The 17,944-nt window shown below is 34.2% G+C and carries 16 protein-coding genes, 2 pseudogenes and 1 other annotated feature; of the genes and pseudogenes, 8 read left to right on the forward strand and 10 right to left on the reverse strand.

The window, feature by feature from the left end; translation table 11 throughout:
• Positions 1–92 precede the first annotated feature (92 nt).
• Positions 93–1,202 carry a lactonase family protein gene (locus NSS74_RS08890; RefSeq protein WP_002142292.1) on the forward strand — a complete coding sequence of 370 codons (1,110 nt, stop codon included), beginning with the start codon at positions 93–95 and terminating at the stop codon, positions 1,200–1,202.
• Between the two features lie 167 nt (positions 1,203–1,369).
• Here the strand turns inward: NSS74_RS08890 and NSS74_RS08895 are convergent, their stop codons facing one another.
• A complete protein-coding gene (locus NSS74_RS08895; protein ID WP_000433610.1) occupies positions 1,370–1,618 on the reverse strand; it encodes a hypothetical protein in 249 nt (82 codons plus the stop codon).
• 282 nt (positions 1,619–1,900) lie between these two features.
• On the opposite strand from NSS74_RS08895, the gene NSS74_RS08900 reads away from it, so the two are divergent.
• The 3 genes from NSS74_RS08900 to NSS74_RS08910 are packed head-to-tail and all read left to right on the forward strand — an operon-like array spanning position 1,901 to position 3,429.
• The gene (locus tag NSS74_RS08900; protein WP_002084828.1) at positions 1,901–2,284 is read left to right on the forward strand and encodes a VOC family protein; all 384 of its coding nucleotides are present in this window, start codon (positions 1,901–1,903) and stop codon (positions 2,282–2,284) included.
• Between the two features lie 15 nt (positions 2,285–2,299).
• Positions 2,300–2,842 (forward strand): GNAT family N-acetyltransferase, encoded by a 543-nt coding sequence (locus NSS74_RS08905; protein ID WP_002142290.1) that lies wholly within the window; start codon positions 2,300–2,302, stop codon positions 2,840–2,842.
• Positions 2,842–3,429, forward strand: coding sequence for a kinase (locus NSS74_RS08910; protein ID WP_002142289.1), 588 nt, complete (start codon positions 2,842–2,844; stop codon positions 3,427–3,429). The genes NSS74_RS08905 and NSS74_RS08910 overlap by 1 nt, the downstream gene beginning before the upstream one ends.
• Before the next feature lie 400 nt (positions 3,430–3,829).
• Here the strand turns inward: NSS74_RS08910 and NSS74_RS08915 are convergent, their stop codons facing one another.
• Positions 3,830–4,402 carry a hypothetical protein gene (locus tag NSS74_RS08915; RefSeq protein ID WP_002142288.1) on the reverse strand — a complete coding sequence of 191 codons (573 nt, stop codon included), beginning with the start codon at positions 4,400–4,402 and terminating at the stop codon, positions 3,830–3,832.
• Between the two features lie 1,409 nt (positions 4,403–5,811).
• Between NSS74_RS08915 and NSS74_RS08920 the strand changes: the two genes are divergently transcribed.
• Positions 5,812–6,009: a hypothetical protein gene (locus NSS74_RS08920; protein WP_033716458.1), complete on the forward strand. Its 198-nt coding sequence runs from the start codon at positions 5,812–5,814 to the stop codon at positions 6,007–6,009.
• 179 nt (positions 6,010–6,188) lie between these two features.
• Here the strand turns inward: NSS74_RS08920 and NSS74_RS08925 are convergent.
• The 4 genes and pseudogenes from NSS74_RS08925 to NSS74_RS08940 all read right to left on the reverse strand — a co-directional run.
• Positions 6,189–6,502 (reverse strand): annotated as a pseudogene (locus NSS74_RS08925) (transposase); the annotation flags it as partial.
• A gap of 417 nt (positions 6,503–6,919) precedes the next feature.
• Positions 6,920–7,147, reverse strand: coding sequence for a helix-turn-helix domain-containing protein (locus NSS74_RS08930; RefSeq protein ID WP_002142286.1), 228 nt, complete (start codon positions 7,145–7,147; stop codon positions 6,920–6,922).
• Between the two features lie 10 nt (positions 7,148–7,157).
• Positions 7,158–7,640, reverse strand: coding sequence for a DUF2975 domain-containing protein (locus NSS74_RS08935; RefSeq protein ID WP_002127922.1), 483 nt, complete (start codon positions 7,638–7,640; stop codon positions 7,158–7,160).
• A 512-nt stretch (positions 7,641–8,152) separates the two neighbouring features.
• Positions 8,153–8,335, reverse strand: a pseudogene (locus NSS74_RS08940) (hypothetical protein); the annotation flags it as partial.
• A 126-nt stretch (positions 8,336–8,461) separates the two neighbouring features.
• On the opposite strand from NSS74_RS08940, the gene NSS74_RS08945 reads away from it, so the two are divergent.
• On the forward strand, positions 8,462–9,493 hold the full coding sequence (locus tag NSS74_RS08945; protein WP_340813425.1) for a fatty acid desaturase: 1,032 nt from the start codon (positions 8,462–8,464) through the stop codon (positions 9,491–9,493).
• Positions 9,494–9,969: 476 nt separating this feature from the next.
• Here NSS74_RS08945 and proC read toward each other — a convergent pair whose 3' ends face one another.
• Positions 9,970–10,788: a pyrroline-5-carboxylate reductase gene (gene proC / locus NSS74_RS08950; RefSeq protein WP_002142285.1), complete on the reverse strand. Its 819-nt coding sequence runs from the start codon at positions 10,786–10,788 to the stop codon at positions 9,970–9,972.
• Positions 10,789–11,169: 381 nt separating this feature from the next.
• Positions 11,170–11,380, forward strand: a binding site (T-box leader).
• A gap of 145 nt (positions 11,381–11,525) precedes the next feature.
• On the opposite strand from proC, the gene proB reads away from it, so the two are divergent.
• The gene (gene proB / locus NSS74_RS08955) at positions 11,526–12,629 is read left to right on the forward strand and encodes a glutamate 5-kinase (protein WP_002142284.1); all 1,104 of its coding nucleotides are present in this window, start codon (positions 11,526–11,528) and stop codon (positions 12,627–12,629) included.
• A gap of 123 nt (positions 12,630–12,752) precedes the next feature.
• Positions 12,753–14,000 carry a glutamate-5-semialdehyde dehydrogenase gene (locus tag NSS74_RS08960; protein WP_340813427.1) on the forward strand — a complete coding sequence of 416 codons (1,248 nt, stop codon included), beginning with the start codon at positions 12,753–12,755 and terminating at the stop codon, positions 13,998–14,000.
• 372 nt (positions 14,001–14,372) lie between these two features.
• Here the strand turns inward: NSS74_RS08960 and NSS74_RS08965 are convergent, their stop codons facing one another.
• The 3 genes from NSS74_RS08965 to NSS74_RS08975 form a co-directional block, all read right to left on the reverse strand.
• Complete coding sequence (locus tag NSS74_RS08965; RefSeq protein WP_002142282.1) at positions 14,373–14,855, reverse strand: DUF4367 domain-containing protein; 483 nt, start codon at positions 14,853–14,855, stop codon at positions 14,373–14,375.
• A gap of 326 nt (positions 14,856–15,181) precedes the next feature.
• A complete protein-coding gene (locus NSS74_RS08970) occupies positions 15,182–16,375 on the reverse strand; it encodes a NupC/NupG family nucleoside CNT transporter (protein WP_113735796.1) in 1,194 nt (397 codons plus the stop codon).
• Positions 16,376–16,621: 246 nt separating this feature from the next.
• The gene (locus tag NSS74_RS08975; RefSeq protein ID WP_340813428.1) at positions 16,622–17,857 is read right to left on the reverse strand and encodes a helix-turn-helix domain-containing protein; all 1,236 of its coding nucleotides are present in this window, start codon (positions 17,855–17,857) and stop codon (positions 16,622–16,624) included.
• Positions 17,858–17,944: the final 87 nt, after the last annotated feature.

Raw genomic sequence — 17,944 nt, forward strand, 5'->3', positions numbered from 1 at the left:
AGTAAGAGATATTTCTAAATCAATTTCCATTTGCATGGGAATTTAAATGGAAAAAGAACCATATAAAATTATGAAGGGAGGAGAGTCATAAAATGCAGAGAAGGAACAATTATTTTCGTGCTCGTGCGAGTATGGTATACATGATGACTAATAATGAAGTAATGAATCACATTGTTGCTTTTCATATGGATACGAATGGAATGCTCACCTTTGTGGGTTCTTACCGAACTTACGGAAGAGGTACTGGCATAAAGGAAGTTTCTACAGAAACGGCAAACGATGGTATAGATCCTCTAGCATCACAAGGTTCTCTGACTTTGTCCCGTGATGGTCGTTTCCTATTTGCAGTTAACGCAGGCAGTCATAGTATCAGTAGTTTTATCATAGCAGATAACGGGGTACCGATTTTCGTGGATGTAAAGCCATCAGGAGGTGCTCAGCCCAATAGCATTGGTGTGTATGATAATCTTCTCTATGTCTCCAATGTAGGTAATGCTGCAAACAATTTTGCATCAAATATTACTGGATTTCACATAGATGATAAGGGAAACCTTACACCTATTCCAGGATCCACTCATGCTCTCAGTACCTTTAATGCTCAGCCCGCACAAGTTTTCTTCACCCTGGATGGTAGTAAAATTGTTGTCTCCGAGCTTACATCAAACCATCTCAGTGTCTTCCATGTAAATAAAGATGGTACGGTTACAGGACCAATTGTTAATGATTCTTACGGTAAAGGCCCATTGGGTGCTTACTTTCTAGCGTCCGGAATTCTCTTAGTTACAGAAGCAGTTTCAAATGCGTTGTCATCTTATTCATTGAGCAATGACGGTACTCTTCACGTAATCAGCGGCTCTGTACAAAACGGATATAAAACTGCCTGTTGGGTTATAACAACGAAGGATGAACGTTTTGCCTACACTACGAACACTTTAAGTGGCACCATCTCCACCTACCAAATCGCCCCCAATGGAGTACTGTCAGTAGTAAGGCATATTACTAGTACACCGCCGGGGACAGCACCGGGTCTTCCGATGGATGTTGGAGTGAGTAAAGATGGACGACATTTTTACACCCTTAATGGAAATCAGGGCACAGTGTCAGTATTTAATATTCAAAGTGATGGTAGTCTAGTAAGGTTGCAGGTTGTTGCTTCATCAAATTTTCCTTACTTTGGGTCGCAAGGCTTAGCTGTTCTTTGATTCTATTGGGCCGCTATATTTGTGTGGAAAAGAAAAATATATGACGGTGTATGAATAGTAGACATGTAGATGAATTAGGAACCTTTGATTAAACAGCAATTGTCGACCTTGCCTACGTAAAACGGAAAAACCCCCTATAGAAAATTGATAGGGGGTAGGGAAAATGTTTAAGAGAAAGACTGATTTTGCGCAGGTTTAATAAATTGTTCTGGATTTTCAACAAGCCCGCATACAGCACATTGAACGCGGTAAGTAGGTCCTTGATAAGCCATATGAAAAGCGTTCATCGTTTCATTTGTGTATTCTTCTTCTACTTGACCAGTTTGCGGATTTAATTTTACTGGTTTTACTTGTTGCTCAAGAATATTAAAGCGCGTTCGGTTCGTTTTACAGCTTGGACATAGCATTGGTTCCATATGTATACACCTCCATTTGTAGCATTTCTTAAGCGGTATGATTTTATGCAAGTAAAAAAACTTTCTCAATATAAATAGGTGTTTATTATATTTAAAATTCAGAAAAAATAAAATATAATAAATGTAAGAACTGGTTATGTCCAAACCAAATCTCCTGTTTTATGCCAATAAGCTGGGGGGCCGAGAAATCGGCCTCATTTTTTTGTGCCCATCTCAATAAGGTGCAAGGTTTTTAAAAACATTTGTCGAATTTTTAGAGGTGAAGGTTAAGGGGGAATAATTATGAACTTAAAAATGAAATACATTATTTTATATGTAGAAAAGTTTGAGCAATGTCTTCAGTTTTATAAAGAAATTTTAAGATTGCCAATAAGAGCAGAGCACGGTACATATATTGAATTTGAAACAGGAGCAACAATTTTAGCGATGAATACACGAGAGGATGTTAAGGAGTTAACGGGACTACCTCTTACAGAAGGTGTACTACAATCTTCTCATTTTGAGTTAGGGTTTGTTGTAGAGGATGTAAAGGAAACGATTGAGAAATTAAAAGAACAAGGGGTGAAAGTTCTAGTTGAGCCAATCGTAAAACCGTGGGGACAAACAATTGCTTACATTGCCGATCCAGACGGTAATTATATTGAAATTTGTAGTTCATTAGAATAGAAGGAGAAAAAGAGGATGGGGTTTCCAAAATTAGAAACAGAACGTTTACTATTAAGAGAACTTACACTATTAGATGCAGAAGCGATGTTCCATTATTTTTCAAAAGAATCCGTTATTCGTTATTTTGGGATGGATGCTTTCGAGAATATTGAGCAAGCGAAAACGACAATTCAAACGTTTAGAAAGCGTAATGAAGAGGGAAGCGTATTTCGCTGGGGAATAGAGAAGAAAGGAACGGATCAATTAATTGGTACGTGTGGATTTCATTTAATCAACAAGCATCATAAACGAGCTGAAATTGGTTATGAGCTAGATGATACACATTGGGGACAAGGATACGCAACCGAAGCACTGCAAGCAATGTTAGCTTACGGATTTGAAACGTTGCACTTAATAAGAATTGCAGCTGTCGTATATATAGAAAATGAAGCTTCCCGTAATTTATTAAAAAAAGCAGGGTTTCAAGAAGAAGGATTACTTCGGAAATATATGATTCAAAATGATGTTGCTCATGACACGGTCGTTTATTCATTATTAAAAGAAGATTGGCAAAAGTAATGAGCACAAGTGAAATAATGAAAGTGATTAAAGAACATAAAGATGAGCGATTTGTTTTAGGTATAGATGGCCTAAGTCGTTCGGGTAAAACAACATTAGTTAAAGAGTTGGAAGAAGATATGAAGGAAAGTGGAATCCCGTTTCATATTTTTCATATTGATGATCACATTACCGAGTGTAATAAGCGATATCATACTGGATTTGCAGAGTGGTATGAGTACTATAACCTTCAATGGGATATCGATTGGTTGCAGCGAAACCTTTTTCAAAAGTTACAAAACGATATTAAATTAGAATTACCTTTCTATCATGATGAAACAAACTCATGTGAACTGAAAGAAATACAGATTCCTTTAGTAGGTGTAATTGTTGTTGAAGGAGTCTTTCTTCAGCGAATAGAATGGAGAGAGTTCTTTCATTATATGGTGTATTTGGATTGTTCAAGACAAACAAGGTTTTTACGTGAAAGTGTAGAAACGCAGAGGAACCTTTCAAAGTTTCAAAATAGGTATTGGAAGGCTGAGGATTATTATTTGGAAAAGGAATCGCCGAAGGAGAGGGCGAATTTAATAATACATAATATGTAACAATGTAATAGCGGCGTAGTCTTTGTCGCATTACTCCAAATTTTTTAAAGTGGTTATTGATAGAGAGCTTTCATTATAATTAGTTTGAATAAAACCTCTACTTTTTACTCGAAAAGTAGAGGTTTTATTCTATGTCTTATCAAAAAACTATAGTGGATTAATTCTTTCAAGGGAAACGTATGTGCAGAACCAGAAATTCATTCAACCTAATAAGAACCTTTTATATCTTCTATTTGCCATATAAATCATGAATTAATAACAGCGTTTTCTTATGTGATTATATGTGTGAATTACTTTGAGGTTTTCTGTGAGAAACAAGATGTGTTTTGGAAGATACCAATCTTAGTTTGGTATCTATACTCACAATATTTTATTAAGGTAATAATGTTCACATATAAATCTAGAGTTTTTTATCAAAAGTTTGTTTATTTATTTTTGAGGATGAAATAGTAATTGGAGAACTAGGATTTGATGCTGGAGATGGTAATCTAGTCGCTTCAAAATGAGATAAAACGGCAAGGAATTGACCAGCTACACTGCTACTAGCAGAGATTCTGACTACATCTCCTGCTTGCAATTGGACGATAGTAGAGGGGTTTACAGCATTTAGAAAACCAGAATTTCCACCCATAAAATTATCGCTACCAGCTATAAAACTATTATTAACGGATATTAATGCTTGAGTTACATAATTTACTGATATATCTGTTGGTTCAAAAGTTACAGCAGCAATAATTAAATATACACCATCTTGTTGTGGTGAGAAAGTTGACGTCCTATCATATTCGTTATTTAAATCAAATTCTATGGTTTCAAATGTAATTATCGAAAGGGCATTTGCGGATATGGACTGATCAGTAGTTTTAATGGCCCTAAATGCCGATTCAAGACCAGTATTTCCAGTTGGTCCACTTTCAGGTAATGGGATTAAACATTGAAAAGGTATATGTGGTTCTTTTTTATATCTACTCAAATATTTCACCTACTTTACAGGGGCAGTTATTAATTTACATGATATAAGATATGAAAAAAATATATAAAAGATTGAGACAAGCGTTTATTAACAGCTTACTTGGAGTAAAGAGACAAGCTTTTTTTTTTATGAAAGAAAACAAAGCTTAAGAATAAAAGGAATCAATTTAAGTTGGTAAATGGATTGTGGGTAGCTGGGATGTTGAAGGGGAAGACATTTAAAACAAAATTCTTATTTAAATAAAAGAAACCCCGTATGTCTGCGGGGCTCCTAAGGGTAATCGTCAAGTAATGACGTACTCGACTAATTAACAATATCATGAATTTTTTGGTAAAAATACTGGTAAATTTGTCCAAAAAATAGGGTCATCATTTGAAAAAAACGTTATTTTAAAAGAAGAGAGTATTAAATTCTTAAAAATAAATATGCCCTAGTATGGTATAAGACTAGGACATAAAAATTAGTTGGTAAATATCTTCGTATTAATACTAATATACTATTTATACGTAATGTTTAGAAGTTTGGATATTTGAATTTTTTTTTCGAGAAACGGTATGGAAATTTCATTTTTTAGAAAAGGGGAAACTAAAAAAGAGCACTTACTCACGGTGCTCTTTAAGATAGGAGGTAACTCTATGAGCGAAACGTCTAGGTTAGAAGTATATGGTGTGAAAAAGAAATAAGAACAAAATTTTATTATTAGATCAATACAAAAGAGCAGATAGCAAAAGCTAACTGCTCCGTTTTGGAGGGAAAATCAATTGTTACAGATTGGCGTATTCAAAGTATATACGGGATTCAGATTTTTATTCTTTCAAACCTAAAAGCGCACTTTTCAAAAGGTATTCTTTGGATTAAGACTCTTATTGTAAAAGAATACATGATATCTTATGCAGGTATGCTGATGAAGCGAATTGTTTGAGCCAATACAGCTGAACCTTCCCCTCAGTCTTTTGTATTGGTTCAAACAAGGTGCCAGAAGAAATATACGCGTCTTGATATAAATCCTTTAAACGTTTTGTAAAAGATAGGTGAAAATAACATTAAGTAGCCGAAGTGTTTTGGGACTTGTTCTTTGCACAATTGAGTGCAAACTCCATGGAGTATAAAAGAGAAGACAAGAGAAAGAAACCTGATTAGGCAGTGGAAGTCTGAATTAAAGATTCTTGCTCTTTTCCCAGTCACCGATACAGGGCGTGTAGACATACTATTGATGTGGTGGTTTGGAGAAGATTGAGCGTATCTAGAATACCAGTGACCTTAAATTGATTTATTTCGAAACCCCCTTTCGATAATATTTCTCCCATCCCATTTTGAGCTGTCACCTTACGGTGATGGCTTTTGCTTATTTAGATAAAAGGATGATGATGTTTTTTTGTCGAATAGATAGATAGTGGGAGGTGGAGAAAATTAAAAAATTTATAATAAGCTTAGAAGCAATCGATGGTAAACAACACGAATTTGAAGTTGAGTATAAAAAGACAGTAACCGTTACTGCTATAGAGAACTCTATACAAGCAAGAGAAGCTAGATTCTTCAGATTTGGAGACCGTATGATTAATTTGGACAATGTGTTCTCTTTAGTGGTAAAAGAGAAGAAAGATTAAATGCAATAACATCTATAACAGGTGCTTTTCTTACGATTAGTCAACCTGTATTTATAGATTTTTGATGGATTGAGCAAAAATCTATATCGCACATGTATCTACGTATAACGCATACTAAATACCCCTAATATGGATTCGTTTTTTTACTAGGGGGAGATATGATGAATGAAACTATGATGTTAGGCCGTTAACCGATAATCATAGTGTATATCGTGTGTAATAAGATGAAAAAGAAGCTTTAGTAACTTATTTACACACGCAATGGACGCAACTATATGACATTTGTTATATGGTTGCGTTTTTAATTTATCGTAGTACTCTATAATGTGATTTCGCCCGTAACGTCGTTAGTTAATCATGTTTTGGATAATCAGGAAAAGTAGTTTTCGTAAATGTTTATTTCCACGTTTATTAATTTTATCTTTAAAAAAGTTTTACCTGATTGAAAGCTACGTATAGCAATATCGGCATACGCATTCAATTGCTTGTTATTGATATCAAATGCAATTACGTGTCTCATAAAGTTCTTCCTGACGTATAGTTGAAGTCTTCACCTTACACTTATCGATACCCCTTTCTTATACACGATCTCGAGGACCAACATGCTAAAAACTGATTCAAATAAGGTAAGTGAAGAAGATCAGCTTTTTACGGATTCAGAATCCAAAAGCACCCACGATCTTTTCTTCACTTCTACTATATAAAAAATAGTAGTGCAACCAATGCCTTGGTCTGCACTACTATTCTTAGTTTAGTATGTTTTCTTTGTTATATAGAAATTACACATTAAACCAGTGAACATTCTAATAAGACAAACATATGATGAATTCGTGGGACGAGTTATCATATGAGGTGGAACTTGGAGCGCCATACTTATTTGTTGAAGAGTACCTAATGGCGGGTACTCTTTTTATTCATGATCTACATCAGAGATTTCAGGTTTATACTCTAAAAGATCCCCAGGCTGGCATTCTAATGCTTTACAAATAGCATCTAAAGTTGTAATTCTAATTGCTTTTGCTTTTCCATTTTTTAATATAGAAAGGTTAGCCATTGTAATTCCAACCTTCTCTGAAAGTTCAGTTACGCTCATTTTTCTTTTCGCTAGCATTACATCAATATTAATTATTATTGCCATGTTATTCACCTCAGACCGTTAAATCATTTTCTGATTTTATATCTATCGCATCTTTTAAAAGTCTTTGGAGAACGGCAGCAAAGACTGCGATAACCATTGAAGCAAAGATTAGGAGCATGCCAAGTATAATAATACCTGGTGCATCATCTCTTTCCGCCACAAGATAGAAGAGTGGCATACCTACCACATATAAAATACTGATTGTTACTGCACATTGTTTTATCTTCTTTAAAGCTCTAACAGATAATTTCGAGAAAGCGTTACCCTTATCAATGAAGCTTACAAGTTTAAAAGCTTGATACAGAGCGAAATAAAAAGGTACCACCGTTGCATACAGATTGATTAAAATAAGATATTTTATATATGCAATATCGGGATACAATTCCGCTGCATAATTCCCTATGTTAGGAACTAAAAATATACACAAAGCAAGAACAGGGATTCCAATCAGAATAATAGCTGTCTTTAAAAAGAGTGTTGATCTTTGTTTCATATAAAGCACCTCATTTATTAATTATCTATTTAATCTAACATGAAATTTATCGTTTAACAATAAATTTTTATTTATTATAATCTTGTTTTTATTGTTAAGCAAATTTAAATTTTAGATGAAAATAAAAAGTACTACTCTTTATAAAAAAGGGTGCCGAACAAATAGACTTCCTGTAATAAAAAAGTAGGGTGAATATGGTGATATATCATTGTTCCTTTGACGAAATATAGTGAAGATAATCGTTCCTTCTTTCTGTAAATGATGTTATGTTAAAAGTAACGATTAAGTCTTTCTTATCCCGCCTTTAGAATTTATTCAACTGCTACAAGTAATTGAATAGTAAAACGCCCGATTATCCTTTAGATTACGGGAAATCAGCTTTTTATATACAAGATCGCTTAGTGCACGTTATCAAGACATAAATTCAAAAAACGCTTAAAATATCAAGCTCCTAACATATTGTATATGACTAATATGTTAGGAGCTTTTATTTTTGATAATGATTATTACAGTTACGATAGTTGATTAACCATACTTTCTAAAAATTTGTCTACTTTTTCTTTTGATGTATCCGGCGTATGATAACCGATCGTAAATGTAAGCCTTCCATTATATGAGCTTACTCTCATTGTAAAGGATGGTGCATACATAATAGGTGATGACATATAACCGTCCTCAGCTTGAACTTCACCAAACTAAATAAGTGCATTTGCTATCACCCTAAAAAATTTATACCCTGAACATAATACCTACTACTAACAATTTTGATTCATTTCTGTTATAATACAAATTAGCAACATAAAGGAAAGGAATTAGAAAAAATGACCTTACAAAATACTAAAAATTTAAAAAAACAAGTTGCTCCTTTTGAAAAACCAACGGCAAAAAAAAGTGTTTGGCAAATCATCAATACGGTAGTGCCATTTATTATCTTATGGTACCTTGCTTATAAAAGTTTGTCCGTTTCTTATTGGTTAGCATTAGTTCCAGCTGTGTTAGCCGCGGGATTTATGACACGGGTTTTCATTATTTTTCATGATTGTACCCATCATTCTTTCTTTAAAAGCCGTCGTGTAAATAGAATAGTAGGGACATGTATGGGTGTTTTAACTTTATTCCCGTTTGATCAATGGGGGCATGAGCATTCCGTTCATCACGCTACAAGTGGTAATTTGGATAAGCGAGGTACAGGAGATATTTGGACACTTACAGTGAATGAATATTTGGCAGCGCCATTTAGACTCCGTTTAGCATATCGTTTATATCGCAATCCATTGGTTATGTTTGGGTTAGGTCCGATTTATGTTTTCCTGCTTAAAAATAGATTTAACAGAAAAGGTGCTAGAAAGAAGGAACGCATGAATACCTATTTGACGAATGTTTTAATCGTTGCGTTAGTAGGGTTACTTTGCTGGACACTCGGATGGCAATCGTTTCTTTTAGTACATGGTTCCATATTCTTAATAGCAGGTTCAATAGGTATTTGGCTGTTTTACGTACAGCACACATTCGAGGATTCTTATTTTGAAGAAGATAAAGAGTGGGAATATGTGAAAGCGGCAGTGGAAGGAAGTTCTTTTTATAAACTACCTAAAATCTTGCAATTTTTAACTGGTAATATTGGATTTCATCATGTTCACCATTTAAGTCCAAGAGTACCTAATTATAAATTAGAAGAGGCACACAATAATACGCTTCCTTTAAAGAATGTACCAACGATTACTCTTGCTACAAGTTTGCGGTCACTCCGTTTCCGTCTTTGGGATGAGCAAAACAACAATTTTGTTAGCTTTAAAGAAGTTAAAAATTTAGTGAAAAATAATGTTTCTATTCCAGTGAAATCAGAACTATAACTTCATCAAATATGACTGACTCCCCTTAATCATTTTCGATTTAAGGGGAGTTTTTGTTTAACTAGTAGATGTACGATATGGAGAAAACTTAAATGATTTAAATTGTAATTGTAATGGAGGTGGATTAGGAAACAGGCATTAATAAAGGAGACAGTAAATATGTTATGTTAACAATGTGAAGCGTTTGATACCACAACTTTTTTAATGAATATCATGCTTCGTCTCTGAGAATATTTCAATAGACAGGAAATGATGTAAACGTAATACCAAAGTATCTTAATCTGCAAAACAAATAACAATAAGAGTTATGAAGTTATTTTGAGATAATAAAATGCAAAACGGACAAACTCAATTATTCATGAATTTGTCCGTTTATCTTATAGTGGAAACAGGGGAGTATGTAAACCACATGTGCATAAAGTGTAAAGCTGTTTAAAGATTTGTGTATTCAGCTAATCTGGTCTTTTTTGCAGTTGTTACTTTTTAGTTTGACCGGATAGTTCAACAGACTTTTGCGTACAACGCTGCATAGCTGAAATGATGGCTGTTCGTAAGCCTTTTTCCTCTAATGTTGCTACAGCTTCTATAGTTGTTCCGCCAGGGGAACAAACCATATCTTTCAATGCACCTGGATGCATTCCTGTTTCTAGTACCATTTTTGCAGAGCCTAACACAGCTTGAGCTGCGAATTTATATGCTTGATTTCTTGGCATACCATCTAATACAGCTGCATCTGCCATTGCTTCTATAATCATATATACATATGCTGGCGAAGAACCACTTACAGATGTTACAACATCCATTAATTTTTCACTTACGATCTCCGTTTGACCAAAACTATTGAAAAGGATTAATACATCTTCTAAATCTTTTTCTGTCACCATTTCATTAGGACATAGCGCAGACATTCCTTCTCCAACAAGAGCAGGTGTATTAGGCATTACTCGTACAACCTTCAACTTTTTATCAAAAGCATCTTCAGTACTTTTAATGCTTTTCCCTGCAGCGATCGTTACGATGATAACATCGTTTTTTATCACTTCTTTTATTTCGTTAATTATTGATGCGTATAGGTCTGGTTTAATTGATAAAATTAAAATATCAGCATTTTTAGCTACTTCATTGTTGTCAGTTGTTATAGTTAGTCCATATTTTTCACTAGCATTTTTTAAATTCGTAGTGTTTAAATCTGAACAAATGATTTTATTTGAAGACACTATATTTTTGTTTATCATCCCGCCAATCATAGCCATTCCCATATTTCCGCATCCGATGAATCCAATTTGTTTGTTCATAATAACTCAATCTGGCTCCTTTTATCATAAATTATATCGGTTTCAAATTATTATTCTAAAATAACAATAACATCCAAGTGCAATATAAAGAAACATTCTAAGAGAATACGTTCTTTTTTGCAATACAAAAAATAAAGAAATCAATTTTATTCTGTACTAAACAAGTGCATTCTCAATTATTTAATATTTTATGTTATTTACTATTTGGTAACGTTTAAAAGCATGTTGGAGAATAGGTATAGTTATATCAACTTTTTCTAGATATGGTGATATTCATAAGTGTGTACATAATTTCATACTTAAAGCTTGTCGCTCTATTCATTTTGCAAAATACCTCTTGACACAAAAACGAAATATATAGCATAATATAAAAAATCAAATGGAAAATCGTTGAAGGGAAATAGTACATATGTCTTCTTACGAAAGAGAGTGGAATTCACCGGCTGAAAGATTCCTCGTATAGAATGTATCGAACCTATCCCCGAGTCTTAAATGAAAGTTTAGGCGTACGCCTGCGTTATAGGCGCCAAGTGGATATCTATGTATATCAATTAAGGTGGTACCGCGGAACAATGACCGTTTCGTCCTTTTTATTTTATTAAGGGCGAAGCGGTCATTTTTATTTTGCTCTTTAATAGGCTAGGTGCAGCACTGATAAGAATAGAAGCCGCTGTAAGCTGTATGAATAGAAGTGAAATTTATAAAAAACTTTGATTTTAGACTTGGGGGATACAAAAGTGAAAAAACAACGAATTGCTGTAAAGATTGGGAGTAGTTCCTTGGCAGATAGTCACGGAGGCATCTCTAAAGAACAACTTTCAGATCACGTTGCTGCATTGGCACGATTGAAAGAGGAAGGGCATGAAGTTTTACTAATTACATCCGGGGCAGTCGCTGCAGGTTTTTCTGCTCTAGGGTATCCTAGCAGACCTGTGACAATTAAAGGGAAACAGGCTGCTGCGGCTGTCGGGCAAAGTTTATTAATGCAGGCATACACGGAGGAATTCCGTAAATATGGTATCGTTACTGCACAACTTTTACTAACGAGAAGTGATTTTTCTAGAAAAGAACAATACAGTAACGCTTACGCTACTTTAGGAGAGCTACTAAACCGTTCTGCTCTTCCTATAATCAATGAAAATGATTCCATTTCTTTAGAAGAGCTAACGTTCGGTGATAATGATATGCTGTCAGCTTTAGTAAGCGGACTTGTTTCGGCAGATATGCTCATGATTTTTACAGATGTGAACGGTTTATATGACCAAAATCCTCAGAAAAATGCGGATGCGAAAAAATATCATTTCCTTCCTGAGGTAACGGAAGAAATTGCTTCTCTTGCAGGAGATGCTGGCTCAAAACTTGGGACTGGCGGTATGAAATCAAAAATCGATGCTGCAAAGACGGCACTATCTCTTGGAGTGAGTGTATTTATCGGAACGGGATGTGGACAGGAGAAGTTTTTAGATGTTATGAAGGGCAAAGGTGATGGAACATATATCGGGAATGCTCCTCAAAAAGTGATTAAGATGAACAAGCAATGGATCGCCTTGCATTCGCTTGTTAGCGGACAAATTGAAGTAGATGCGGGGGCAGCCACTGCCATCATTCAACATGGAAAGAGTTTACTTCCTGCTGGTGTTACTAGTGTGTCTGGATTTTTCCAAGTGGATGAAGTTGTGGAAGTAATTACGCAACAAGGGCGCGTAATAGGAAAAGGACAATGCACATATAGCGCAGAGGAACTAAGGAATTTAAAAGGTATGCAAAGCCAAGATATTCAAGCAAGAGGCGAAAGGCATAATTATGAAGTCATCCATAGGGATCATTGGGTTTCATTTTAAGAATAGCGAGGGCAGAGTCCACTGCTCAAATTCTTTAATTCCATAGGCGGGAAACAATTAGTTGGTGGAGATAAACGGGTCTTGAATTTTTACTTATTAACTTTTTAAAAGGAGGAAATAAAAATGAATGAAGTGGTGGCAAAGGGGAAAAAGGCGAAAGAAATTGCTAGAGAACTTGTACTTAAATCTACAAATCAAAAAAACGAAGCACTTGCTGCGATTGCTGATCAGATGATAGTAGAAACAGCTTATATTTTAGAGGAAAACAAACGGGATATTGAAGAAGGGAAGGCAAAAGGATTTTCCGATTCTCTTCTTGATCGTCTTATGCTCAATGAACAGCGTATTATTGATATGGCAGAGGGGATTAAGCAGTTAATTGAATTACGCGATCCTGTTGGAGAATGTGTAAGTGCATGGGAGCGACCAAATGGATTATCTATTCAGGAAATGCGTGTACCACTTGGTGTTGTCGGAATGATTTACGAGGCAAGACCGAATGTAACGGTAGATGCTGCTACAATTTGTTTGAAAACAGGAAACGCAGTCATATTACGTGGTAGTTCTTCTGCTATCAATTCTAACAAAGCCATCGTTAGCGTTATTCACCGAGCGCTCAAACAAACAAGCTTGCCTCCAGAAAGTGTACAGCTCATAGAAGATACAACGCGAGATAGTGCAAAGCAGTTGTTTACATTGAATGAGTACTTAGATGTTCTTATCCCAAGAGGCGGCAAGCAGTTAATAGATACTGTAGTGAGAGAAGCATCTGTTCCAGTACTTGAAACAGGTGCGGGAAATTGTCATATTTTCATTGATGAAACAGCGGATAAACAAATGGCATTTGATATTATTATAAACGCAAAAACGCAGCGTCCATCTGTATGTAATGCAATAGAAACGATTGTACTTCATGAGAAGTGGGCGCAGCAATTTGGTAGCGAGCTGTTTTCTTCTTTGAAGGAAAGAGGCGTGGAGCTACGTGGAGATAGTAAATCATTGGCAATTGATTCTTCTATTGCATTAGCTTCAGAAGAAGATTGGGAAACAGAGTTTTTATCTCTCACACTGGCAGTTAAAGTGGTTTCCACTACAGAAGAAGCGATTCATCATATAAATACGTATGGATCCATGCATTCCGAAGCGATTATTACAGAGAACGAGGAAAACGTCAGTAAGTTTTTCACATCTGTTGATGCCGCAGCACTCTACCATAATGCATCGACTCGTTTTACAGATGGATCTGAATTCGGATTCGGTGCAGAAATTGGCATTAGTACACAAAAGCTACACGTAAGGGGACCAATGGGGCTACCTGCATTAACTTCTACAAAATATGTGATTCGTGGAAATGGTCAGATTCGAAGATAAAAGACACGCAATTAGTTTTATATATGAGTAAGGACAGTAAGGGACGATGTTCCTAATGTCCTTTTTTTATGCATAATTTTAGATTGGTAATAAAAGGTAGTTTAAGGAACTTACCTAAAAAATGAATGCTTAGCTTAGTAAAAGGTCGTGGATGAAGAAAACAAAAAACTAAAAAAGACAATGCCATTTTACTTGGTAAATTGTCAAAATTGTAGACGTAGTAAAGGAGGATCGGCGCATTTTGAAAAAACAAGCTAAGACAAAAATACAATAAGCTGCCCATATGGACAGCTTATTTACATAATTTTCGATATAGGAAGTTATTGTATTTAATTTATTCAATACTTATTATTGCTCTACAAGTAAATAACGTTAATTCATTGACCTTGCGATTTCTAGCATTTTTTCCTTTGGTAATCTTGTACTTTGCATTTCTACATATGTTCCAGCTTGTGTCCAACAGAGTAAACCACCTGTAATAAGTTCTCCATTCTTGTCCAGTGTTCCACTATTTCCCCATGCTGAAAAATAACCTTTATTTCCGTTAATCACAATTTGTTCAGCATGGGTGAAGTCTTTATCAGATAATGGAATTCTCCTACTCAAGTGAATAGCAACCATTAGCTTTGTATCCTTGCTATCCATATAATGTAGGCTTATCCAAGGAGATGTTTTTGTATCTAATGTCCAATCATCTGGAATCTTTTTTGGAGATAAAATAGTGAAATTAACTTTTTTCTGTATTTCTGGAATAGTAGTGCTGTTGTGATTATACTTAATTTCTTTAGCAATGATTGTCATTGGGTAACTAATTAAAAGTATTAAGGTAATGAATAAACGAAATGAAGCTATCAATTTATTACCTCGATTCTAATTTGATTTTCTGACAGGTAGTATTTCCAAACTATTATTTTTTATTAAATAACCTGTCTCTTTTGTTTAACGAGGAATCATGTATATTTCATACATATTCAGTTAACGCATCATTATCGGTAGAGAGGAAAAAGAAGGAACCCTATAAAGTAGTATTCAATTTTTCGGATGAATATAGAGCGACCTAAATAAAAGGAGCCTCTATCAAAAGTTACTTAGTAATTTTTGATAGAGGCTTTTAATTATAATACTTAATTGTAGTTATATATCTTTAACATATAGTGAGTGTCTTTTATTTTAAAGATTATTTACCATACAAATAGCCCAACGAGCATAGCGCTTAATAAGGAAACAGCCATGCCGCTAACAAGAAGCTTCCAAACATTTTTACCGATTATTGATGATTTTTCCCCGCCAAATAATGAATTGTAAGTTCCATAAATCATACCTACTGTACTAAAGTTTGCAAAAGAAGCTAGAAATGTAGTTGCAACTGCAATTGTATGTGGCTGTAAAGATTTTAGATTTGATTTTAAATCCATCATTGCAACAAATTCATTCGTTGTTATTTTTATCCCCATCAATTCAGCTACATACATAGCATCTTTTCCTGATAAACCGAGTAAAAAAGCAAAGGGGCTAAAGATAATAGAGAAGATTTTTTGAATTGTTAAACCTGTTACAAAAAAGCTTAAAATACCATTTAAACATGCTGTTAATGCTACATACCCAATTACCATCGCTAAAATAACAATAACCATATTCATCCCAACTAACATACTGTTTGAAATAGTAGAAAAGAAATCTTTTTTTTCATTTTTTGAAGGTGAATAAATAACATCCTCTTCTTTAGTAACTTCTACAGGATTTAAAACATTAGCCAAGATTAATGCATTAATACAGTTTAAAGGAATAGCGCTGAAAATATATGTTGCTGGAACCATTGATAGATAAGCACCAAGAATGGATCCGCTGACGCTACTCATACTCATAATTCCAAAAGTCAACAAACGATTTTCTTTTAACACAGATAATTGATCACGAACAACTGCAAGTGCTTCCGTATTTCCTAAAAACATCATTTGAATGGAAAAGAAGCTTTCTAACTTTGGTAAACGAGAAATCTTTGAAATAATTGCACCAACTTTATCAATAATCCAAGTTAAGATTCCAAAATACGAAAGAATATCAAAGAAAGTGATAACAAAAATGATAGGAAGTAAGGCGCTAAAGAAGAAATCAACTGTTTGATTTTCCATAGCTGAAGGAAATGCAAATCGAATTCCTTCATTCGCACATGATAGTAGCCAACTGAAAAATGACGCAATTTTATTAATGATAATACTGCCCAATTTCGTGCCTAACATAAACCACGTAATAAAAAGCTCCAATATTATTAGAATAACGATTGGTCTCCATTTTATTTTTCTTTTATTAGGCGAACATAGGAAAACGATTAATATTACAACGAAAATCCCTAACATATTTAATATGAAATGCATGTCAACAACTCCTTGAGGCTTATTATTTGTATATAAAAAAGCCCCTATTCTTCCAAATTTGGATTATGATCAGAAGTTATGAAGAATGTAAATTATGTTTGGGATTAATCTATTTCAATTTATGTACTAAAAATTAATGTTTTTTCGCTTTATAAAGGATATGTATTAATAATGTAAAGCAACAAAATAAATCTATTGGTAGAACGAAGGACAACAATTATTGGAAGTATGATAAAATTTTCTAAACTAATAACCGTATCCATTTTTAAACTGTTTAGGTGAAATACCAGTATGTTTTTTAAAAATCTTTGTAAAATGACTTTGGTCGTGAAAATTTAATAATGTAGAAATTTCGGATATAGAATGTCTCGTATAAGTCATTAACTTCTTTGACTCATCTACTTTGGCACGCTGAATATATTCATTTAGAGAAATTCCAACTTCTTTTTTGAAAAGGGAAGATAGATAACTAGGGTTTAATGTGACTATTTCTGCAAGGATAGTTAGTGTAATATCACCATAAAGATGAGTAAATATATAATTTTGGCATTCGTTTATAGGTTTGGAATGTTGCTGCATTGTACCATTTTTGACACGTTCTGCAAACTCAAGTAAAGCATTCTCCAAAAAAGGGGCAATGGCTTCATTTTTATGTATTTCTTCGAGTTTTTGTATAAATAAATCGCTAAGAGTATATGCGATTTCAGGGAAAAGTCCTCCTTCTATCGCAGATCTAGTTGCAAGTGTAATAGCTGCAATGGCAGAATTTTTTTGGCTTCGCAGGTGACTCGTCTTTGATAACACCCCAAGCTCTCCTGATTCAGGTAATCTCCTTAGATTTTTAATTAAATCATCCTTTTTCCCTTGCTTAATACACTCAAATATTTTCCTCTCAGCTAGTGGATCGATATGAGTTAATGTACTTTGTCGTTGCTCCGATAGATGTATTTCGGGCTGTTCAATTTTAAATTCCACCTTTTTTACAAGCATGTTTTTTTGCAGAACATCTGCTATGTTCAATTGTTTCTGATATAGCATGTAATAAAGCACTAAACTTATATTTAAAAAACTCAAATTATTTAATACGGGTAGAGAACGATAATATCGAATCATTTCTTCTTTGTCTATTTTTAGTTGAAGATCATTAACGATACCTTTAATTGATGTTTCTGATAGCCTGGAATAAAGGACGGGTCCAACAATGATGTTCCCACTAATTCGGTCGTTCAAACGCAGATTAATTGCGAAAAAATTTTCAAGAAAGGCTGTCTCTTCTAATGACGGAAAAGTAAAGGGAGGCTGTTCTTTAAATATTTCATTAAGTATCGCCTCTTTTGAAGAATACATAGGGTTATGCTGAATATTGGACGAGATTTCAAATACTAAATCTCCATTGTTATTAAGAAAATAGACAGGTGTTTTATGTACGTCAAAGACTAGTTTACAAATATAATATAAATCCTCTAGTTTGGAGAAACTCATTATTTTAACCTCTATTCTTTAAAAATCAGCTGAATTTTTTACCAGTATTCTAAAAAATATACCATAACATCTAAAAAATAATAACTA

It is taken from the genome of Bacillus sp. FSL E2-8868 (assembly GCF_038005505.1).
GTDB lineage: Bacteria > Bacillota > Bacilli > Bacillales > Bacillaceae_G > Bacillus_A > Bacillus_A mycoides.